Source organism: Acinetobacter modestus, assembly GCF_014636095.1.
Classification (GTDB): Bacteria; Pseudomonadota; Gammaproteobacteria; order Pseudomonadales; family Moraxellaceae; genus Acinetobacter; species Acinetobacter modestus.
Genome location: NZ_BMDV01000005.1, coordinates 81,535 through 104,305, shown reverse-complemented (window position 1 = coordinate 104,305; position 22,771 = coordinate 81,535). Strand labels below are relative to the sequence as shown.

The following is a 22,771-nucleotide window of genomic DNA, read 5'->3' as shown; positions in this document are numbered from 1 at the left end:
GATCATATTTTTACAGGCGCTTCATTTGAGTTAGTCTAGATAAAATAGAAAAATTGAGGCATTCAATGTCTTTACTGCTCCCGATTATTTTTTTACTGGCTGCGGCTTTAATTTTTGTTCCTTTGACAAAACGCTATGCCTCCACCACTGTTTTAGGTTATCTGATTGCAGGGCTTTTACTTGGTTCTAGCATTTCTGGTTTGATTGAAGATACTAAACTGATTAATCAACTGCTGCATTTCGGTATGATTGCCGTGATGTTCTTTATTGGCTTTGCTTTTCGCCCGCTAAAACTGTGGGGAGAACGCAGAGGCATCCTAAAAAATAGTGGCCTACAATACTTCATCATCACGATCCTTCTAGTTGGAGCATGTTTCTTACTGTTTGATCAAGTGTTGCACAGTCTGATTCTCGGATGTGCTTTAGCGCTCTCCGCGTTGATTCTTCCACAACAACTACTCCAACAAAAACAACAGAGCAACCATAAATTAGAACAAGCTACTTTAGCCACCTTACAATTTCAGGCTTTTATTACCGTCATTCTGATTGCACTCTTTCCTTTGCTAGAAGACACAGCCTCTACTCGACACGGAATCGCCTATTTTGCAGCGCTCATCGCTACGATTTCAGGCCTTTTCTTAGCCAATCGTTATTTAGTTCGTCCTATATTTCGTTTCTTAGCACATAAAAAAAGTCTTCATCTCATTCCTGCGCTCAGTTTATTCATCCTGCTTTCAGTCATCCTGATTATGGATATTTTAAATCTTCATATTTTGATTGCTGCATTTTTAGCTGGACTTTTACTTGCTGAGACTGAATTTAAAGTTGAAGTTGAACGTATTCTAGAACCCTTTAAAGATGCGGCGACAGGCTTGTTTTTTCTGGCGATTGGCTTGGGTCTTTCATTGACACCTTTAAGCCAATCTCCGCTCTTGATTCTAGGTTCAATCTTTGCACTGGTCTTAATTAAAGCAGTTGTGATAGGTGTGATCAGCTATTACCAACAACGCAATGCCAAGCTCAGTACGCTGTTTGCAATCAACTTGGCACAAAGTGGTGAATTTAGTTTTATTCTGCTCAAGCTGGCTGAAAGTGAAAATTTACTTAGCGCAGAATTATTAGCACCAACATTTCTCATTATCTTGGGTTCGATGCTATTCACACCTTTACTTTACGCACTGTTTAATCGGAAAATTTTACCGATGCTGCAAAAAAATAAAGTCGCTGTGGCTGATGCTGATATCCCACAACATCCAATTCTCATTATTGGATTTGGCCGTTTTGGGCAAGTCATTGCACGTGCTTTACATGCGCAAGGCAAAAACTTTAACGTGATTGATAGCAACCAACCTGATGCTGACTTTATTGAACTATATGGACATCATTTTATTGATGCCGATGTTACACAAATCGAAAACCTACGCGCTACAGGTATTGAATACTGTAAGTTACTGATTATTGCGATTGATGATGTCGAGGACAGCATGAATCTAGCACGACATCTGCGTTTAAATTATCCAGATTTAACCATTTTGGTTCGTGCTCGAGATCGTCATCATGCACGATTACTTAATGATTTAGGTATCTCACAGATTTGGCGTGAAACCTACGCATCTGCGTTAAGTATGGCGCAGCAAGCCTTGGTTGAAACAGGTCTTTCCAAAGATGAAGCACAAAATTTTATGATGCATTTTAAACAAGAAGATGAACGGCTTATCCAGCAACATTGGAATTCTAATCAACAAGAGATCATTAAAAATCATCCAAGTGCTATTGCCGAGCTTGAGTATTTATTTGCAAATACAAAAACTTTGATTTTAGATCGTGCGAGCAATGATCAAAACACACAAAGTGATGCAAAATCACTCAATGAAACATCTTGAGTTTTGGCAAACTGACACCATTATTGACTGCATAACCATGCACCTCTTTATAAAGTCTGAAGTGCGTTACAAAGCAAAGCGTTGCTTTGCGCTCCCTCGAAGGAGCACTGGAGAAAAATATGTCTGATTTACGCCAACGCTTTTTTATCGAAGACTGCCCTGTTCGTGGTGAAGTGGTTCATTTGGAAGAAGCACTACAAACCATTTTGGCGCAACGTGAATATATGCCTGCGGTACAAAGTCTCTTGGGTGAAATGCTGAGTGCAACCGCCTTACTTGCGAGTACACTCAAGATTCGTGGTCGTATTAGTTTACAAATTCAAGCAAGTGGAACATTTAAATGGGCTATGGCCGAATGCAATCACTTAGGTGAAGTTCGTGCGCTCGCAGATTATGAAGAAGATCCGCGCTTCACAGAAGGCAAAGATAGTCGTACCGTGCTTGCTGCCCTGACCAACCCTGTGCTGTTCATCAATATTGAGCCTGAACACGGCGAACGCTACCAAGGTATCGTACCATTTGATCAACCGACATTAGCTGGTTGCTTAACGCAATATTATGATTTGTCTGCACAGATTCCAACACATATCGTACTGGCAACCAATGGTCAACGTTCAGGTGGTTTATTAATCCAACTACTCCCTCGTAATAACGAAGAAGAACAAAAGTTGGTTGATGAAGACCTGTGGCCTCGTTTGACCATGTTGACTGAAACCCTTAAACCCGAGGAATTGACGGATCTTTCAGCCAATGAAATTCTCTATCGTTTGTATAACGAAGAAGAAGTTCGTTTACCTGAAGTTGAGCAATTAAAGTTCGGTTGTACATGTTCAAAGGAACGCTGCGCCCACGCTTTGATTCAAATCGGTGTGGATGCAGTTCATGAAACACTAGAAGCACAAAATCCAATCCAGATGGATTGCCAATTCTGTAATACACGTTACGAGTTCAGTGCAGAAGAAGCTTTAGGCTTATTTGGTGAACATTTAAGTTAATTGAAAAGTAAAATAAAAAAGACGGGCTTCCGTCTTTTTTTATTTTGTATTAAGGTCTATCTGATAGAACAATTTTCAAATCTCCCAATAACATAGACCTTAATTTTGACTTATGAATTACTTTGAATATTTCTTATTTATTATTAGCGTTATTGTCTTGATTGCTACCCCAGGCCCCGTAATGATCTTAGTGGCGAGCGCTGGTCTGAAAGGGGGTTATAGAAAAGCATTAGAAACTATTTTTGGTACCAATTTCGCTTCATTAATCCTGATTTTTATTTCTGTACTCATTCTCAAAGGCTTTCTCACCATTGATGAGAACTACCTAAAAGCCATTCGTATATTAGGTTGCCTTTATATTGCCTATCTAGGCTATAGCATTATTAAAGAAGTGCTTCAGGCACCACACCCAACCACCATTCAAACCGTATCCACACAAAGCGGAGGCTTTAAAAAAGGCTTTCTGGTGGGAATTTCCAATCCAAAAGATATTATTTTCTTTTCGGCTTTTTTCCCACAGTTTATTCATCTCTCGCCGAACATCAATTTCAGTTTAAGCTTACTTACGGTCACATGGATTATTTTGGACTTCTTAACCTTGTCTTTAGTCTATCTGTTCTTCAGTCGTCTCTCTCAAAGCAGAATCTATCCAAAGATTCTAGGTCTGTGTGGTGCTCTGCTCGTGTTGATTGCACTCTATGGGCTGATTGAAATATTTATCTAAAGTGATCTTAGAAAACCGAAAGTACCGATACTTACTCTAAGCTTTTAGCTAAACAAAACAACTCTTATACAATCGAATCCATTGAAATCTCTTGGATTCGTTTCATAATGAAAGAAACATCTCATTATTATATTTAAGATCATGGCAAAAAATTATTATGAAGAGCTAGGTGTTTCAAGAGATGCCTCAGCAGATGAAATTAAAAAAGCTTATCGAAAACTAGCACGTAAATATCATCCTGATGTGAGCAAAGAAACCGATGCGGAAGCTAAAATGCAGGCGATTAATGTCGCCTATGACACCTTAAGTGACGCTACAAAAAAAACTGAATACGATCAGATGTTAGATCATCCACAAGGTTTCTCTAATTTTGGACAAGGCAATCCAAACGGGTTTGACGGCTCACAGTTCTATCGCCAAAGCTCAGGTGAAGGTGCTGACTTTAGTGGCTTTGAGGATTTATTTGGTCGATTTGGCTCAGGTTTTGGTGGCGGACAACAACGTTCGCAACGTCAACAACACAGCTATCGGGGTGAGGATCAACATGCCAGTATTCAAGTCGATTTAGATATTGCCTATCACGGTTCAACAGAGCAAATTACGCTTCAAATTCCAACCTACAATGTTTATGGTGAACCTGAAGTCCAGCGAAAAACCTTACAGGTTAAGATTCCAAAAGGAATGAAAGAAGGTCAGCAAATTCGCTTAAATGGTCAAGGACAAAGTGGTATCAATGGCGGTGAAAATGGTGATCTTTATATTGAAATCCAATATAAAGATACCGACCGCATTCGTATTGAAGGAGCTGATGTCTATCAAACTATTGATGTAACTCCGTGGGAAGCAGCTCTAGGACAAAGCATTGAAGTCAATACTCCCGCAGGGCAACTCAAGGTCAATTTACCTAAAAATGCTAAGAATGGACAACAATTACGTCTAAAAGATAAAGGAATACCAAACAAAACCGCAGGGCATTTATATCTAATTATTAATATTGTTTTACCACAAGCACACAGTGAGCAAGAGCAACAGGCTTATCAACAGTTTGCAGATGCTTTTGCTTCATTCAGACCTCGTGCCTCATAAGGAGTAAGATCATGACAACTATTCAATACAAAGAAATTCAATATGACGGTCACTGCCAAGTTGAAATTATTGATGAACAATTGGCACTTGATCTCGAACACTTTGCAGAAGCATGTGGCCAAAGTACAGATTGGGTTTTAAAACTGATTGATTATGAAATTTTACAAATCCAAGTCGATCCACAAAGTTATCAGTTTATCGGTGAAGATGTAGCCCGAGCACGTCGAGCTTATCGTTTACAACGTGACTTCGATGCTAGCTTATCAGCAGTTGCGGTGATGTTGGATCTGATTGATGAAGTACAGCAACTGCGTAAACAGCTCAAACATTTTCACTAAGGCAACATCTTTATATATGACTAAACGCTTTATTTAAGTTTAGTCATTTTCTCTACTTCTTTAAGTGTTTGCTTAATTGGTTCATAGTCTAAGAACCAAAGTAAATTTACATTTCGTTGTTTATGCTGTTGTGCCAATAAATCAATTACGCTCCGTTCACCACGCCCTACTAAATGTTGCTGGTAAAAATAGTACAACAGTACCACCGTGCTCATTAGCATGACTGCAAGCATAATCCAAAAACCAACAGGTGACTTTAACCCTGGGATAAATTCAAAATTCATCCCATAAATCCCTGTTAATAAGGTCAAAGGGGCAAATATTGCCGTAATAATTGCCAAAATACGCATATTTTCATTGGTTTGATTCGCTATAGCTGAAAAATGTAAATCAATCGCCGATTGAATCGCATTTCTTAAACGCAAGGTATGTTTTTGAACACGCTCCACATGGCTCATTAAATCATTAAGACGAACCAAGAGAATGTCTTGATTCTTATGCTTATGTTCCCCCATCACATGATGATAATTATCCACCAGTTCATCTCGGAACTCCTGCAAGGTCTCTATTTGTTCCTCACATAAATTTTCAATTTGCTGGAAAGCCATATCTTCATGAAACAATTGATGCCACTGTTTAAAACGGCGATTGCCCTGCAAAAGTTGCTGTTGCCAATATTCAACACGACGGGTCAAGGGCGTACGTAAATTCAAATAGCCATCAATCATGCTGTTCAGCAAACGCAAGCATAAATCGGCAGGTGTGCTGGCTAATTTTCTCGGCTTATTTTGTTCAGCAATCGGACGACCCATAATTACTTGAATACGTTGAATATAGCTTTCGATTGCTTTATTGCCCTGCTCCCTCACACTCACCAAAATATTCGGCGTTAGAATAAAACTCATCGGTGTGGTCGCTAGGCCAAAAATACTTTCATGAGATTCTAAAGCATTGTCACTTTCATAAATTTGATCGTCTGGACTGATCAATTTCCGAAATACTAATAGGTCATATTCTTCAACTGTATCAAAGGCACAAGGATGTTCAATATTGAGCAAATCACGCATATGAAATTCGTTAAGCACCACACCTGTATGCTCATAAATATTTTTTTGCCAAGAATCGGTATGATTAACCAAATCCTGTCTCAAACTATCAACCCACAAAAACTCAAGCGTATGTTCTGTTTGTTGTTCCACGCTAATAAAAATCGTATTTTCACTGTTATGACGATAAAAATAATAAAGCTGCATAGAGTCGAGATAAGTTTGAAAATCTATAGAAATGCTGCCATGAAGCACAATAAAAAGCTATGTTTATTCTATTATCAAAATCAAATGATATGAAAAAGCCTCGTATGCGAGGCATCGAGGCTTTTTCAAATTAAGGGGTATTAAACTTCTTTGTTTAGTACCACACCATGTTTTAAGGCTTGGTCGAGTTGCTCTTTATCTAACGCCTTATCCCATTTTGCAACAACAATTGTTGCACAAGCATTACCAACTAAATTGGTTAAAGCACGGCATTCAGACATAAAACGGTCAATACCAAGGATCAACGCCATCCCCGCGACTGGAATCGCAGGAACAACAGAAAGCGTTGCAGCCAAAGTAATAAAGCCTGCGCCCGTGATCCCTGCAGCACCTTTAGAACTAAGCATAGCCACCAATAAAATTGTCACTTGTTGAGTGAGTGTCAGTTCAATATTACATGCTTGTGCAATGAATAATGCCGCCAATGTCATGTAAATGTTGGTACCATCTAAGTTGAATGAATACCCAGTCGGAATTACTAAACCTACAACCGATTTTTCACAGCCTGCTTTTTCCATTTTCGCCATCAATGATGGGAGTGCTGCTTCTGATGAACTTGTACCAAGAACCAACCACAGTTCATCTTTGATGTAACGGATCAGGTCGATAATCGAAAAACCGTTATAACGAGCGACTGCACCCAAGATAACAATAACGAAAAGTAATGCGGTAATGTAGAAGGTTGCGATTAATAGCATCAAGTTCCCAATTGAACTAATTCCATAAGCGCCAATGGTAAATGCCATCGCACCAAATGCACCAATAGGTGCAAACTTCATCAACATACCCACTAGAGTGAATACAGGATTGGTTAATTGTTGTAAGAAGTCAGTAATTGGACGACCCAAATCGCCTGATTTAGCAAGTGCCAAACCAAATAGGACTGCGACAAACAAAACTTGAAGAATTTGACCTGATACAAATGGACTCACCAATGTATCTGGAATGATATTCATCAAGAAACCTGTAATAGTTGATTCATGTGCTTTAGCTGCATATTCATCAACTTTAGTACTGTGTAATGTACTTGGATCGATATTTAACCCATGCCCCGGTTGAATCACATTCCCAACAATTAACCCGACGACTAACGCCAATGTTGAAAAGGTTAGGAAGTAAATCATCGCTTTACCCGTGACTCGTCCAACACTGCCGAGATTTTTCATCCCAGCAATCCCTGTCACAACGGTCAAGAAAATTACGGGTGCAATAATCATTTTCACCATTTTAATGAAGGCTTCACCAAGCGGTTTTAAGCTTTCACCAAATTCAGGAAAAAAATGACCTAACAATATCCCTGCAACAATTGCAAAGATGACCTGTACGTAAAGAATTTGATAAAACTTGGGTTTCTTTGGTGGCTGCTGGTCATCTTGACCTGTGGCGGCATGATCGATATGCATGTGTAATATTCCTTCATATTGGGATAACAAATAGACTTCCGACTGTCTATCTAAAACCTTATAAACACAGGCAGGAGCGGAAATTTGGGGAATTCTACGTTAATTGTAATCCTCACAATTTAAGCATTCGACTAATGTCTAATATAAAATAATTTTATGTTTATTGTTTCGCCAATTTATATTTATAGTTTTCATCTAGTTAATAAAAAAGCGCATTGTAAAAACAATGCGCTTTTTTTAAGCAAAAGTATTGCTATTATTGAGCTTGCTCAATATCTTTCATTGTCAACTTAATACGACCACGATTATCGACATCAGCAACTTGTACTTTTAGTTCCTGACCTTCTTTTAACACGTCAGTCACATTCGCAATACGCTCATTTGAGATTTGTGAAATGTGAAGTAAACCATCCGTACCAGGCATGATATTTACGAACGCACCAAATTCAACGATACGAATCACTTTACCGTCGTAGATTTTGCCTGGCTCAACTTCAGCAGTCAGTGCTTGGATTTTTGCAATCGCAGCACGAGCAGCAGCTTTAGTTTCACCAAATACACGAACTGTACCATTGTCTTCGATATCAATCGCAGCTTTAGTCTCTTCTGTAATGGCACGAATGGTAGCACCACCTTTACCAATCACATCACGAATCTTATCTGGATTGATGTTAATCACTTCGAAAGTCGGCGCATTAGCACTAATTTCTGCACGAGCACGTGAAATGACTTTATTCATTTCATTCAGGATATGCATACGACCAGCAAAAGCTTGGTTTAATGCAACTTCCATGATCTCTTCAGTAATACCTTCGATCTTGATGTCCATTTGAAGCGCAGTAATACCGTTTGCAGAACCTGCTACTTTAAAGTCCATATCACCAAGGTGGTCTTCGTCACCTAAGATGTCAGAAAGAACTGCAAAACGCTCACCTTCTTTCACTAAGCCCATTGCAATACCTGCAACTGGTGCTTTAAGCGGAACACCTGCATCCATAAGTGCAAGAGATGCACCACAAACAGACGCCATAGAAGATGAACCGTTTGATTCAGTAATATCAGATACGATACGAAGTACGTAAGGGAAGCGATCAACAGGTGGAAGAACCGCTTGTACACCACGACGCGCTAAACGACCGTGACCAATTTCACGACGCTTAGGACCTGATTCACGACCCGTTTCACCTACTGAGTAAGCAGGGAAGTTATAATGCAACATGAAGTTGTCGGTTTTCGTACCTGCTAAGGTATCAACCATCAATGCATCACGTGTGTTACCTAAAGTTGCAGTTACAAGTGCTTGTGTTTCACCACGTGTAAATAATGCTGAACCATGAGCACGACCTAATACACCCACTTGAACGTCGATACCACGAACTGTTTTGGTGTCACGACCATCGATACGTGGCTTACCAGACAAGATGTTGTCACGTACGGTACGGTATTTAAGATCTTCGAATAAGAAATCAACTTCATCAGCGATGCCATCAACATCTTCTTCAGGAACGAATTGCGCTTTTGCTTCTGCATAAAGTGCATCTAAAGCTGCATAACGTTCTTGTTTTACCGCAATCGTATACGCTTCTGAAATTTTTGCTTCAAATGCTTCTTTTAATTTCGCACGTAATTCTTCGTTGTGTGTTGGAGCAACCCACTCAGATTCTTTCGCACCAACAGCTGCAGCAAATTCTTTGATTGCTTGTACAGCAATTTGCATTTCGTCATGACCGAAAAGTACTGCGCCTAACATTTGGTCTTCTGAAAGTTCTTTTGCTTCAGATTCAACCATTAACACTGCTGATTCTGTACCTGCAACTACAAGATCAAGATCAGATTGTGCAAGTTGTTCTAGCGTTGGGTTAAGAACATATTCACCATTGATCAAACCAACACGTGCGCCACCAATTGGGCCACGGAAAGGTGTACCCGCAATCGACAATGCAGCAGATGTACCTAACATTGCAGCAATATCAGCATCCATCGTTTTGTCAGAAGACACAACTGTTGCTGTCACTTGGATTTCGTTGAAATAGCCTTCTGGGAACAATGGACGAATTGGACGGTCAATCAAACGAGAAATTAAAGTCTCAGCTTCAGATGCACGGCCTTCGCGCTTGCCATAACCACCAGGGATACGACCCGCCGCATATTGTTTTTCTTGATAGTTAACAGTTAACGGGAAAAAGTCTTGACCCGCTTTTGCTTTTGGCTGTGCAACAACCGCAACAAGCACAGTTACACCACCCATTGTGATTAAAACTGTATTTGCTTGACGTGCAACACGACCCGTTTCTAAAACAACTTGGTGCTGACCAAATTGGAATTCTTTACGAACGATATTAAACATTGACATGTATTATATTTTCCTAGTTTTATTCTAGTGAGACCCCTAAGGTTTGGCATTCAGACTACAACTCATGTGTAGATAAATGACAAAGCTTAGAAGCCATCGCACTAGATCAAAAATTTTTACATAAAAGTTAAACACAAAGAAGGAGCGAACAAGCGCCCCTTCTAAAATCACCTAAAGTAAATCAGGTGAAACTCTCTTTTCAGCGATAAAGCATAGCAACATGCGAAATAGCGAAAACAAAGTAAAATCGAATTAACGACGTAAACCTAATGCGCCGATCAAAGCAACATAACGACCGTGATCTTTACCATTTAAATAGTCAAGTAATTTACGACGTTGGTTAACCATACGAATCAAACCACGACGGCTGTGGTGGTCATGTTTGTGTTCTTTAAAGTGACCTTGCAAATCATTGATTTGAGCAGTCAATAAAGCAACTTGTACTTCAGGTGAACCAGTGTCGTTTTCTGCACGAGCAAATTTAGCAATGATCTCTGCGCGATCTGCGTTAGTTAAAGCCATTCGATTTCTCCGAGATGCTTAAAAAATAAAATGATAATGATCAGTTGCAAGCAACTGACTGCCGTGCATCACTACAGCAAGTCGCCTATTTTAAGTGATCTATCACCATATTGCAAAAATGTTTTAACTTTGCTGGCATTTCGGCAGCTGACAGCGTTGTACAAAATAGGCACACTATCGTATATCTGTTTTCAATTTATGACAGAGACGAAAGAAAACGAAAATATTGCGAGGGAATCGTGAAAATTTTATCAACCAATACTTGTTATGTACCAAATGACTTAAATCAAGTGATTCGCTCAAAAGATGAAGTTGCAGCTGAATTGGGTGGAATGACTGAAAAGCAGATCCAAAAGATCTGGAATAGCGTTGAATGCCTGTATAAAACAGGAAACTATCCACTCGTTACATTATGTTTGCGACGTCAAGGACAAATCTTACTAAACCGCAGTATTGGTTATGCACAGGGCAACTCCCCTGATGGCTTAGCCGCGGATGCAAAAATTGGTACGCCTGATACGCCTGTATGTTTATTCTCTGCGTCAAAAATGGTTACAGCAATGCTGATCCATATGTTGGATGAGCGCGGTGATTTAAATCTGCTCGATCCGATTAGCTACTATATTCCTGAATATGGGGTCAATGGTAAACGTCGTGCGACTATTTTCCATTTGCTTTCTCACCGTGGCGGGATTCCACGCATTGATACGGAAGTCACACCAGAACTTTTATTTAACCAAGAAGAAATCTTAAAAGTACTTTGCGCAGCTAAACCTGTTTCACCATCAGGGACACATCTTGCTTATCACGCTGTTACCGCTGGTTATATCCTAGGTGAAATCGTTCAGCGTGTAACTGGACAAAGCGTACGTGAGTTTTTGGCTGAAAATATTGAAAAACCAATGGGGCTGGATTATTTCAACTATGGTTTGAAACCAGAATATCGAGATAATGTTGCACTAAATTATGCCACAGGAATTCACCCAAGCTTAGGTACAGACCATTATCTTAATCATGTACTCGGTGGTGGTTTACAACTTGCAGTGGATGTAACCAACGATACTCGTTTCATGGATACGATTTGTCCTGCTGGGAACATTTATACCAGCGCTGAACAAGTTGGTCGTTTTTTTGAAATGTTACTCAGCGGTGGTGAATATCAGGGTAAAGAGATCATGAGCGCAAAAACTGTATTTCGCTCAACCCTACCAACATCAGGAACAAGTCTAGACCGTACCCTACTCGCCCCGATGCGTTATGCGTTAGGTCCAATGCTTGGTAGTAATCCAGTCGGTTTATTTGGCCCAATGACTGGTCAGGCTTTTGGGCACATTGGTTTTTCTAATATTTTATGTTGGGCAGATCCAGAGCGTGATATTAGTGTATCGTTGCTTACCACAGGAAAATCTGTCGTTGGGACACACCTCCCTGCTCTTGCCAAAACATTATATCAAATCTCAACAAACTGCCCTAAGATTCCAAAGAATCAACGTCGTTCATTGTTTGCAACAGATCGACACGAGGCAGACATCGTCTAATTCATTTGATGAGCAAAAAAAAGAGCCCAAGTCAGACTTGGGCTTTTGCGCGTTATTCAAGGTTCTTTTCATTTTTCTATTATTATTCTTTATGTTTCTTATTAAGCTACTTTCAGACCCTCTGAACGTATTTTACACATCACTTTTTATGTTTTTGCTTTGAGTGTGTATCTTCTTTATACCGACTATTCTGTCAGAACTAATTGTGGAGAAAAATAGCATTTTTCTTATCTCTATGTAAGCAAAAACGTACAGGTCTGTATAACATTTAACTTAATAATACAGAAAAATTGTCAAACAATCATATTTTTAATTTAAACTTTTGGTTCAAAGCTTTTATAGAAAAATTAATTTTTGCTGCACACTGTTAAAGATAGATATTCTTCATTAAAATCATTTTGATTAAAATAAATACAATGACTATCATGATGTTAGTAAGATTAAGGATTAAAAATAAAAAAGCCCTGTAGTCTCTCCCAAAACTACAAGGCTTAGCGGCTGTAAGTTTCCTCTTTTATCACTTACCTCACTGTAAGTTCGCTGTCTCATTGACTTTATTATTATATTTTTGCGATTTACCTAGCTTTCCGTGCTAGGCTCTTTGTGTGTACATGATCTCAAAAACATTTATTTCACTCTAGCGACAATATCTCGAATCCTTGTAAGCTTTTACTTACAAAACAGTGAATTTTAAAGAATAATTTCACAATCCCTCTAAATTGATCTTTTGCACTAAACCACTACGACGAACGGTTCTAATAATCAATGACTGTTGTAATGCCTTCCGATCAGCCAGAATACTCACTACTTTTTTAGCACGTGTCACTGCGGTATAGATCAATTCCTGACTCAATAATTTCTCGGCATGTGCATCCAAAACAATCGCGGTATGGGTAAACTCCGAACCTTGTGATTTATGAATGGTTAAAGCAAAAGCGGTTTGTATACTGCGTGGCAGTCGGTGCGCAGCAATCCATTTATTTAAGCTCGGGAAAAACACTTCGAATTGCTGTGACTGGGTGCGATGTTTAAAACAAATGCCAATATCACCATTAGAAATCCCAAGCTGATAGTCATTATAGGTCATCATTACAGGACGTCCGATATACCAATCTCCAACAGCGATTTGTTTCAATTGCTGATTAAGCCAATGCCCCGCATAACGATTCAGTTGCTCGATTCCCAACGGGCCATGTCGAACAGCCGTTAAGATTCGATAATCATCAAAGGCTTGAATCACATGCTGGATTTGCTCGGCAGGCTCATCTGCATCTATATAATGTTTTAAAGCTTCGATATGGGCTTGGAATCCAGCCATCAATTTATTCTGATAAAGCTCAATATCAACCTGCTGTTGCTCAAGTAAATATTCCAGCTGAATCAGGTCTGGCATATCCTTGCTCAAGGAAATCGTTTGCAAAGGTGCAGCCTGAACAATTTCTGCCTCTAGTTTTGATAAGACTAAATCGGGATTGCTTAGATGTTGCTGTGCCTGAATAAATCGTGCGAATTGTCCAATCTTGGCCTCACCAGAGAAACGGCGGCTGGTCTGTAGCTGGACTCGATTTTCAGTCAATGCCTGTACTTGCTGTAAATCAGCCAAAACCGAGCCGACATCAACCGAAGCCAATTGATTGGCATCACCAAGCAAAATAAGTCGGCATTGATCTGGAACGGCTTCAAATAACAGGGTTGCCAAATTCAAATCCAGCATTGAGGCCTCATCCACCACAATCACATCATAGGGTAAAGGTTGCTTTAGATGAAAACGTGGTATTTGTCGATTGCCCATGCCCAATAAACGGTGCAAAGTCTGCGTGGTTTGATTACGCAACTCATCTGTAATTAAACCTGATTCCAATAATTTTGGATCATTAAATGAGTTCTGTAATGCTTCCTGCATACGTTGTGCAGCCTTGCCTGTCGGCGCTGCCATGGCAATACGAATATCGGGAATGGTCTGGTTAAGGGCTGCAATAATACGTGCCAAAGTATAGGTTTTCCCTGTCCCTGGCCCGCCTGTAATAATGCTCAGACCTTGTTGCAACACCATTTTCAGTGCAGCCTGCTGGTGTTCATCGCTGAGTAAGTCTTGATAATGTTCGGCATCAACAGCCTGAATCGTTTGTCGCTTTAATCGACAAATCTGCTGTGCGAGGCGTTGCTCTAGGTGCCAATATCGGTATAATGCCAAGCCCTGCTGATCATAGACACAAGGGGCAACCTGCGTGTTTGCGATTTCGCTGGAAACAGCCAAATCCGCCAATGCCGCAATCTGGCTTGGCTCAACCTCAATACAACTGTCACCTTGTAAGCTGGCTTCAACCAGTTGTTGTAGTACCTGTGCAGCGCTAACTGCTTGAGCAGATTGAGAAAATGGTGCTTGTGAGAGATAGTCACTCCACATATTTAACCATGTCATTTGCGTTGACTGATCATCAACTTGTTTGTCCACAGAGTTATCCTCAAACTTACCCACACGCTTGTCCACAAGGTTATAAACAGAGTTATTCACAAGCTAAGCTTTTGTTTAATTTAAAATCACGCACTTTATCTACACCATTTTTCCAGCTTTATCCTCAGAAAAATATCCAAGTATTGCATCTAGACGCAAGATAAACTCATCCTCAGGCTTCCAGTAGAAACAGCCTTGCTGCACCTGCCCATTCATGCCGCGTAAATACAGATAAGATGCACCACCCAAATGCTGCTGCATCTCATAATCCTGCAATTTGACTGACAGATAACGATGTAGCGCCACCAGATATAATGCCGCTTGTAACCAATAACTCGACAACGACATACTTTCTGCAATCTGAGTAGCCTGATAATCCAGTTGCTCTGCCCCTAAATAATTACTCTTATAATCGGCAATATGGTAACGCTGACCATCGAAGTAGACCAAGTCAATGGAGCCATTCAAGTAACGGGCAGATTTCGCTTCAAGTAACTCAGGCATTTCGATACTATATTCCTCAAACAACTGCTGTACACGCTGCATCGCCAGCACTCGATCCGATAAAGCCAGATAGAATGGACATTCCGACAGATATTGTCCTGCAGCTAATTGCTTTAACTGAAAGCCCTGATTCAGTGGCGTATGTAATACTTCACCAAGCCAATCAGCAATCCATTGATAGAGCTGTTGCTCGCCATTTTCTTGTTCTGGGAAATGCAGTTGATACTGTTGTAACAGCTCTAACCATAAGCCTTGATAGGTGTTTTTAAAACGACGGCGAATGTCTTCCACCCAGGTTTGGGGTTGCTGAAAATCAATCTGCTCAAAAATCTCATGCAGGAAATTACCAGCCAAAGTCCCTTTCGGGAAATATTGCTTAATCCAAGCGATTGGCTGAGCCGTGGCGATTTTTTCCGTTTCAGCAAAATTTAATTCATCTTCTGCTTGCTCAAAATCAATATCGATATTGGCCAAGCGATCAGCCCGAGTCGCTTTATGCTTTAAATGTTGTGCCAGATAGCTAAAACTGGTTTTTCCGCGTGCATAAAAACGTTGTGTCGGCAACGCTTGAGCCAACAGTGCAATTTGTTGTTGGCTTTGCTGTAACTGTAAGGCTTGTGGTCGCTCTAACATAAGCGCAGCATCGGTACTATAGGGATGTTGAAAGTAGTCACCCTGATTCTTCCAAAAAGCCAAACCTGAAAATTTATTTTTATCGCCTTTTTCTGGTTCAAACACCGCATAGACCCGATGGCTGGCACGTGTCAGCGCCACATACCACAACCGATTTTGTTCTGCTAAAGCGCGTTGCTGATGTTGATCCAGCTCAATCTGCTGTAAAAAGTTTTTATCCGCCACTGCCACGACACGTTGAGTACGCGTCTGACCTGTCTCGGGCAACTGGATTTCAGTGGTGGAAAAATTCAGTGTTTTCTGCACTTCAGTAAAGGCCTTATTCGCCCCCAGTAAAAACACGATTTTAAACTCCAAGCCCTTGGACTGATGAATCGTCATCAGTTGCACGCCCGCTTCACTGGACAGCTTGTGTTCAAGCTCCCAATCGCGATCACTTGGTGAATTTAATTGTTTTAAATACCAGTGATACAGGTTTTGCATCCCTTGTACATGTTCACTATGTTGACTTAAGAGATCAGTGAGGTGGCGTAGATTCACCACGGCACGTTCATTGTCTTTACTTTGTGTGGCAACCAGTTGTTGCCAAAGACCAAACTGATTTAAGCAACGCTGCCATGCCGATAAAAAGCCCTGATTCAGCCACATTTCGCGTATGTCATCAAATTGCTGAATATAATCACTCAAGCCTTCTGCACTTTGTTCTAAGGCCAACAGTCGAGCCAAATCAAAGCCAAATAAACGGCTGAGCAAAGCCCGTTTGAGCTTGGCTTCATCATAAGGATGAAGCAATGCCGTCAACAAGGCTCCCACATCCTGTGCAATGCTGGAATCAAATACACTACGTTTCGAAGGTCGGTTGACCCGAATTCCCATGCGTTCCAGCACATATTGCACTTCATCCAATTGGCGATGGCTACGCGAAAGAATGGCAATATCATCTTCATCAATCGCAGTTGGGACATCACCCTCTAGGTACAATTGTTTTAAATACGATTGATTAAGTAAGTGCTGAATCTGCCATGCCACCTGTGTGGCCTGCTCATTGCCCTCTTGCAAATGTAACCAACGCAACGGCATTGGATTGGGTTGGGCATTTTCAATCAAGGCGGGGTGTGGACGTGAACCCGCTTGAATCGGGTCATAGCTGACCTGCTCACCAAAATCGACCTGGCGCTGAAACAGCAGATCCACCACTTCAACCAGTTCTTTCACCGAACGGTGGTTATGAATCAACTTATACTCACGCCCCTGCTTCGCCATAATATCCTGATAGGCATTCAGGAAGGTCAGCATATCTCCACCACGGAAACCATAAATCGCCTGCTTACGGTCGCCGACCATGATCATGCAACCTTTTTGATAACGCTGTGGATGACGCCAGATACTGGCTAACATATCATCTTGGTCTTGGTTGGTATCCTGAAACTCATCGACCAGAATCAATGGGTAGCGTGACTGTACAAATACCGCGAAAGATTGTCCTTGCTCGCCTTTTAAAGCTTCAGACAAGGTCTTGATTTGTTGAGCAAAGGTAGTCTCTCCTTTTTGCTGCAACACTTGCGGCAAGCGCTTTTTGACCTCAACACACAAATAGGCTTTTAAATAGACCTGTAACTGCTCAAATTCTTGCTGAGTCTGCTGTACAGCTTGAAACAGCTTTTGCAATTGCAACACACTTGGATGTTGATAGAAGCCTTCGGCAATTTCCGCAGGACATTTCTTAAAAATTTTTTGTGCTTCGAGTTTGTCTAAGAACTTAAATACCGCATCACGTGCATCGGCAAAATAGACATCAAAGATCTGTATATTCTCAGGACTGTTGAGTGCAGTTAATAATGGTGGCAAGGATTCTGTAAACAGTTTATGAAAGGCGTTGTTGCGGAAAGAAGCACCATTAATATGCCCATAATAGGCACCCTCTAACTGGAAGTATTCCGCCAAGCTGCTCAAGTCAGTCTGCTGTGCTTGCTGTTGCCACTGCTGCAACTGAGCTAACTCAATTTCAGGCATGGCAGGCAGTTTAAATTGTGCCGAACTAAAATTCAGCGAGCTTTCCACCATCCCGACAAAATGATCGACACTTTTCAGCCCCCCCACACTATATAGCGCATTGATCACTTGCTGCGGTTGAGTCTGAATCCATTCCCGCAACACATCATGAATTAATTGACGGGTATAGCTTTTGGCATCCTCTGTGATTTCAGCGCGTTCGATTTTGCCACTTTCAAAGGCAAACTCACGCAATAGCTTTTGACTAAAACTATCCAAGGTTCCAACAAACAATTCATCCAATTGATCGATGACCAATTTGAGCCGTTCACTGGCATAGGCAATCCGTGGAGCAAAGTTTTGTAAGACTTGCTGTTTTAATGGATCAGACTCTTGTAATGCCTTGGCTTGAATATCTTGTTCCAATACATCACGAAAAGGTTCTAAAAACTCAAGGATTTCAACCAGACGTAGACGGATACGCGTTTTGAGTTCTGCGGCTGCAGCACGGGTAAAGGTGGTGGCAATCACCTGATTGGGTAGATATTTTTCTAAGAAAACCCGCACCATCAAACTGGATAGCGTATAGGTTTTCCCCGTTCCTGCTGAGGCTTCAATCAGATGCAAGCCTTCAAATTGAATATCGCCAATCGGCTGATAAGACACTGGATACTTTGAGTTCATGTCTTACTCCACCCGTAAAAATTCAAAAATCGGTTGATACAACGCATAGGAATAATGATCACAGGCATACTGTAATAAAGCGGTTGCATCTTGCTCTTGCAAAATGAACTGCCAATCGCGGTGCAATTTACAGGCTTCATTCTGGGTCATATCAAAACCCGAGAAATCCCCCGTATCATTCCAGTCCTTCAATACTTGCTTTTGACTGTCTTCAGTTAACACCTGAGTTGAATCCTGCTCAATCCACTCATATTGCTTGCCCTTTTCTAAAGGCTTTAACATTAAGGCTGCAGGCAAGACCACAGGCTGCTGCTGTGCATCGTGCCAAAGCCGTAACCATGCATTTAAATAATGCTGTGCCTGCTGTGAACTTAAGCCTTCACAAATCACGGTCTGATCACTAAATACCACAATTCGACGCTTCGCTGTGGCAGCATCACTCTTGATTACCGCCAGCCAAAGCAGATATTCCAGCCAGACTTTGGCAAAGCGCTTGGCACGGGCATTGGAAGCATCCAAACTGACCCAATCTTGGGTCTGCTGTTTCGGGGTCACACAGGCGATTTGTAATTGTTTCGAGACCCGCCAAATCCGTTGCGTGGTTTCAGTCGGCGCTGGGGCGTATTGCTGCAAGCGCTCCAACAAGCGTTGCAGCTCTAAGCGACTTTGCTGCCAAGCACTCTGCTGAACTTTCCCAACGGGCAACTGATCTTGCAACAGACTCGGAGAGAGCTGGTCATCCTGCTGCTGTAAAAAATGCCGAATGGCATATTTACCGAGACCATCGAGTAATAATGGTTCAGCTTGATCAAGCAATGCTTGTGCGCTTAAATTTTCCACACCTAAGGTCTTTAAATACAGCCGCGCTGGGAAACTGATATCCTGAATCCATTGCTGACTCTCCAAAATAATCATTTCATTCTGTTCAACGGGATAGGCTGTATTGGCCCACGCCTGTCGCTCACCTTTGACTTGCTGAATCTGTGACGCGACTTTAAACCATTGGTCTTGAAAGCGCACAGGTCGATCCGAAACAAAGCCGAGTGGATCGAATGGTTGTAGACGATGTAAATGATACAGCGGGTAAAGCTGTGGCGGGATTTGTAATGCCTCCAATCCAGCTAAATCCACTTCTGATAAAGGAAGCCTATCTTCGCTGCTAGTCGGTTTTACAATCAAAGCCAAATGCTCGCGGAAGCCCTGCAATACACTGGATGGCTCTCTAACTTCGCCATCATTGAGATCAAAGCCATTATAAAACAGCCAAACCTGTTCTTGTGCCAACAGGATGGCATCCAAAAATGCCCCTTGATCATCCTCCAAACGAGAACGATCACCCAATTGCTGACGTAGTGCATCCATCAAGTCAAACGGAATATGACTGTCCCGATTTGGAAATTTACCTGTATCCAAGTTCAACATCACGATCAAGCGATAAGGAATCGGGCGAATTTGTCCAATCTGACTAAAGGTAATTTGTCCTGTCGGTTCAACTTGCGCAGACTGACTTTCCAATGTGCGCTGAATTTCTTCAATAATATAAGGCAAAGGTAAAGTAATTTGGCGCAACTGCATTTCTGCATCGTCATAATAGCTGGCCAGAGTCAGCATCCGCTCTTGCTTCTGAATAATTTCACGGATTGCTTTTAATGCCACCACATCGGCTTGTTCAAACTCTTGTACATCCTGTTTGATCCGTTGCAACCAGACCTCAACAGGCAAACGCTGTCCTTGCTCATGTGCCACCAGCCAATCTCGTCGCGCTGCTAAATCTTGATAGATCTGAATCAGAATACCAATAAGTTCAAAATCACTTGGCTGCACCAAGGCATAACTGAGCATATCCTGCACCATCACATGCGCAGGCACGGCAATCCCAAGCGCCAAACGATCGAGAGCAAATTTAAAACTATAACGATAGTCTTGATCATCATCACTGAGCGTTTGTTTTAAATTTTCAGCATCCAAACCACGCTTAAAGCCAGCATCATCGAGTAAACTTAGAATCCGTTGTGCCTGCGTATAATCCAATCCATAACGTTGTTGCGTCGCGGAAAGATTGAGCCAATCAGCAAAGTCATCCTGCGTAAAACGCCCTTGGGTCAATTGCAAGCGTCCAAGTACAGCACGCCATGCGTTTAAGGCATCTAATTGGGCAACGCCAGCAATTTTTACAGGTAAGAACACCTCATGCTCATGGGCCAGCGCAGGAAAAACACTACGAATCAAGGGCTCAAGTTCAGCTAGGTTCGGAGTCAGAATCAACACATCACTCGGACGACGTGGATTGCTATCTGCTTGAGACAGCCAATGCAGCAACTGTTCTTTTAAAACTTCGAGTTGCCGCACACTGGAGTGGCAAACATGGATCTGAATCGATTCATCCTCAGGTGCAAGTTCATATTGCTGGGGCTGAGGTTCTGCCAAATAGAAAATGTCCGACTGAATTTTACCGAGTAACGTTTCAGGGAAATAATCCTCAAAAGCATCCACCCATTTACCCTCTTCTCCTGTTGCCAGTTGCGACAACAGCGAAAAGTGGTCCCGCGCTTGCTTACCTAACCGTGTCAGTAAGGGATGCCGAGATTCTCGATTTAAGGCATTAAAACCCAGACTAAAACTGTCAAAAAATGCGGCAATTTCTGCATCACTGGCATGGGGATGTTTCGCAATATAGCGCTCTTTCACGCCGAGGTCATAACGCTTTTTCCAGAGGGGATCAACACTGTCGGCCCAATATTCCTGCGATGGGTTATAGTGCAGAATCACCACATCTAGATACTGCCCCAAACGACGTAAAAATTGCAGTTGGCTCGGTGGTAAATCTAGAATCGTAAATACAATCACCTGATTCGGTAGTTGTGCCAAAGCTCGGGATCGTGTCTGCTGATTGTCTAAAAGTTGCCAGAAATCAGCATCAATACTTTGTATTTCAACAAAATCATCGTGAAAATAGTGTTGCCACAACCAACGCTGCCATGCTTCCAACTGTTCGGTTTGCTGTAAGCTAAAGGCTGAAGTTTGTTGATCCGTATGCGCAATCAGTTGTTCGATATTTAAGGCTTTATTCTGTCCCCACGTCGATAGCCAATTCCCCGCACAAGTACAATTGCTTTGGCAGCCGCGTTGACAATGACCGCGATAAATCATGTAGTTATTAAACAGTTGTGAAACCTGTTCCGCCACCCAATACAACATACTTTGTTTTTTAAGTTGTTTTTCCATGCCTTGCTGCAACTGATCGGCACTGGCATAAATCCGTTGCACAATCGAATATAAAGGGTGCTCTTGTGCAAGGCTATTCTGTTCAGATTGAATAAAAGGCTGTAAGGCTTGATGAATACGCCACTTTAAAATCAAACGCGGAATATTGGCTTTACGCACTTGTTCTTTATTGTCTAATACTTGTTGGTAGGCATACCACTGAAAACCACGAATGCGCTGATGAAATTGATAGTTGGCGGTCATGCCTTGTTGTTCAGCAATTTTTTGTGTGAGCCATTGTTCTTGGGCAGGACTGGGAACAATAAAATGCTGGGTTTTAAACACCTGAAAGGGTGTCGTACTCGGTTGGGTGATTGATGCCATCACACCTTGTAATAACACTTCAAGGCGTTGACTTTGAATAACATGAATACCCATCTACGAATATGACCTCATCAGGAATGCTTATTGTATTGCACGAAAACGTACATATTTATCACTATACAACTTCATGTAACTATGTCACGTTAAACACACAAGGAAATAAATAAATTGTTTTGAAATTCACCACTCAATACGATTGAATGTACTATCGAGGGATAGACTTTAGGTATAACTTTATGAAAATTGAAAAAATTCCTGATTCGATTGATCCAAGTTTAAATTTGGAGCAAATTCGCGAAGAGTGTTTGACACTTACCAAAAATCGTGCATATTGGTCTGCAGGTGCAGCGATTGTACCCATCCCATTTTTTGATGTGGTCGTTGATTTGGGGATGCTCACTCAGATTATTCCTTATATTAATGCGCGTTTTGGTTTAGCACCTGAACATATTAGTGTCTATGATCCTGAAACCAAAAAAGTGCATTGGGATGAGCTACGTAAACGTGGTTTCGAATTTTCAGGTTTTGTGGTGGCGCGCACTGCAATGAAAAAATCTTTTAATGGCTTTTTCACGAAAATTGCCACCAAGCAAGTGACCAAGTTTATTCCTTTAGGTGGACAATTGGTTGCTGCAAGCCTTGGTTATTTCATGATGCGTAAAATTACTGAAGCACATATTCAAGATTGCTATAACCTTGCTAAACGAATTCAACAAAAAAGTCGCAGTACTATTGTGGCTTAATAATATTTGATGACGAC

14 protein-coding genes are annotated in these 22,771 nt (G+C 41.4%); 7 read left to right on the top strand and 7 right to left on the bottom strand.

Features of this window, described 5'->3' with window-relative positions:
• Positions 1-65: 65 nt before the first annotated feature.
• From IEV17_RS12160 to IEV17_RS12140, 5 genes are all read left to right on the top strand, one after another.
• A complete protein-coding gene (locus tag IEV17_RS12160) occupies positions 66-1,883 on the top strand; it encodes a cation:proton antiporter domain-containing protein (RefSeq protein WP_004659213.1) in 1,818 nt (605 codons plus the stop codon).
• Positions 1,884-2,002: 119 nt separating this feature from the next.
• Entirely contained in the window at positions 2,003-2,878 is an 876-nt protein-coding gene (gene hslO / locus IEV17_RS12155) for an Hsp33 family molecular chaperone HslO (RefSeq protein ID WP_004659214.1), read from the top strand.
• Positions 2,879-2,990: 112 nt separating this feature from the next.
• Positions 2,991-3,602, top strand: coding sequence for a LysE family translocator (locus IEV17_RS12150; protein WP_004659216.1), 612 nt, complete (start codon positions 2,991-2,993; stop codon positions 3,600-3,602).
• Between the two features lie 141 nt (positions 3,603-3,743).
• A complete protein-coding gene (locus IEV17_RS12145; RefSeq protein ID WP_004659217.1) occupies positions 3,744-4,688 on the top strand; it encodes a DnaJ C-terminal domain-containing protein in 945 nt (314 codons plus the stop codon).
• Between the two features lie 11 nt (positions 4,689-4,699).
• Entirely contained in the window at positions 4,700-5,026 is a 327-nt protein-coding gene (locus tag IEV17_RS12140) for a chaperone modulator CbpM (protein ID WP_004659218.1), read from the top strand.
• Between the two features lie 29 nt (positions 5,027-5,055).
• Here IEV17_RS12140 and IEV17_RS12135 read toward each other — a convergent pair whose 3' ends face one another.
• The 4 genes from IEV17_RS12135 to rpsO form a co-directional block, all read right to left on the bottom strand.
• Positions 5,056-6,279 carry a magnesium transporter CorA family protein gene (locus IEV17_RS12135; protein WP_004659220.1) on the bottom strand — a complete coding sequence of 408 codons (1,224 nt, stop codon included), beginning with the start codon at positions 6,277-6,279 and terminating at the stop codon, positions 5,056-5,058.
• Between the two features lie 140 nt (positions 6,280-6,419).
• Positions 6,420-7,742: a dicarboxylate/amino acid:cation symporter gene (locus IEV17_RS12130; protein ID WP_004659222.1), complete on the bottom strand. Its 1,323-nt coding sequence runs from the start codon at positions 7,740-7,742 to the stop codon at positions 6,420-6,422.
• A gap of 256 nt (positions 7,743-7,998) precedes the next feature.
• Entirely contained in the window at positions 7,999-10,089 is a 2,091-nt protein-coding gene (pnp, locus tag IEV17_RS12125; RefSeq protein ID WP_171062387.1) for a polyribonucleotide nucleotidyltransferase, read from the bottom strand.
• A gap of 258 nt (positions 10,090-10,347) precedes the next feature.
• Positions 10,348-10,617: a 30S ribosomal protein S15 gene (gene rpsO / locus IEV17_RS12120; RefSeq protein ID WP_004637724.1), complete on the bottom strand. Its 270-nt coding sequence runs from the start codon at positions 10,615-10,617 to the stop codon at positions 10,348-10,350.
• A 239-nt stretch (positions 10,618-10,856) separates the two neighbouring features.
• Between rpsO and IEV17_RS12115 the strand changes: the two genes are divergently transcribed.
• The gene (locus IEV17_RS12115) at positions 10,857-12,155 is read left to right on the top strand and encodes a serine hydrolase domain-containing protein (RefSeq protein WP_004659226.1); all 1,299 of its coding nucleotides are present in this window, start codon (positions 10,857-10,859) and stop codon (positions 12,153-12,155) included.
• Positions 12,156-12,858: 703 nt separating this feature from the next.
• On the opposite strand, the gene recD is transcribed toward IEV17_RS12115, so the two are convergent.
• From recD to IEV17_RS12100, 3 genes are all read right to left on the bottom strand, one after another.
• Positions 12,859-14,610: an exodeoxyribonuclease V subunit alpha gene (gene recD, locus IEV17_RS12110; RefSeq protein ID WP_188363585.1), complete on the bottom strand. Its 1,752-nt coding sequence runs from the start codon at positions 14,608-14,610 to the stop codon at positions 12,859-12,861.
• Between the two features lie 99 nt (positions 14,611-14,709).
• Positions 14,710-18,423 carry a UvrD-helicase domain-containing protein gene (locus tag IEV17_RS12105; RefSeq protein ID WP_004659230.1) on the bottom strand — a complete coding sequence of 1,238 codons (3,714 nt, stop codon included), beginning with the start codon at positions 18,421-18,423 and terminating at the stop codon, positions 14,710-14,712.
• Between the two features lie 3 nt (positions 18,424-18,426).
• Positions 18,427-22,065 (bottom strand): exodeoxyribonuclease V subunit gamma, encoded by a 3,639-nt coding sequence (locus IEV17_RS12100; RefSeq protein ID WP_004659233.1) that lies wholly within the window; start codon positions 22,063-22,065, stop codon positions 18,427-18,429.
• A 182-nt stretch (positions 22,066-22,247) separates the two neighbouring features.
• Between IEV17_RS12100 and IEV17_RS12095 the strand changes: the two genes are divergently transcribed.
• Positions 22,248-22,754, top strand: coding sequence for a hypothetical protein (locus IEV17_RS12095; protein ID WP_004659235.1), 507 nt, complete (start codon positions 22,248-22,250; stop codon positions 22,752-22,754).
• Positions 22,755-22,771 lie beyond the last annotated feature (17 nt).

Coding starts and splice junctions, on each gene's coding strand:
- IEV17_RS12160 (WP_004659213.1), top strand. CDS start 66: ATGTCTTTACTGCTCCCGATTATTTTTTTACTGGCTGCGGCTTTAATT.
- hslO (WP_004659214.1), top strand. CDS start 2,003: ATGTCTGATTTACGCCAACGCTTTTTTATCGAAGACTGCCCTGTTCGT.
- IEV17_RS12150 (WP_004659216.1), top strand. CDS start 2,991: ATGAATTACTTTGAATATTTCTTATTTATTATTAGCGTTATTGTCTTG.
- IEV17_RS12145 (WP_004659217.1), top strand. CDS start 3,744: ATGGCAAAAAATTATTATGAAGAGCTAGGTGTTTCAAGAGATGCCTCA.
- IEV17_RS12140 (WP_004659218.1), top strand. CDS start 4,700: ATGACAACTATTCAATACAAAGAAATTCAATATGACGGTCACTGCCAA.
- IEV17_RS12135 (WP_004659220.1), bottom strand. CDS start 6,279: ATGCAGCTTTATTATTTTTATCGTCATAACAGTGAAAATACGATTTTT.
- IEV17_RS12130 (WP_004659222.1), bottom strand. CDS start 7,742: ATGCATATCGATCATGCCGCCACAGGTCAAGATGACCAGCAGCCACCA.
- pnp (WP_171062387.1), bottom strand. CDS start 10,089: ATGTTTAATATCGTTCGTAAAGAATTCCAATTTGGTCAGCACCAAGTT.
- rpsO (WP_004637724.1), bottom strand. CDS start 10,617: ATGGCTTTAACTAACGCAGATCGCGCAGAGATCATTGCTAAATTTGCT.
- IEV17_RS12105 (WP_004659230.1), bottom strand. CDS start 18,423: ATGAACTCAAAGTATCCAGTGTCTTATCAGCCGATTGGCGATATTCAA.
- IEV17_RS12100 (WP_004659233.1), bottom strand. CDS start 22,065: ATGGGTATTCATGTTATTCAAAGTCAACGCCTTGAAGTGTTATTACAA.
- IEV17_RS12095 (WP_004659235.1), top strand. CDS start 22,248: ATGAAAATTGAAAAAATTCCTGATTCGATTGATCCAAGTTTAAATTTG.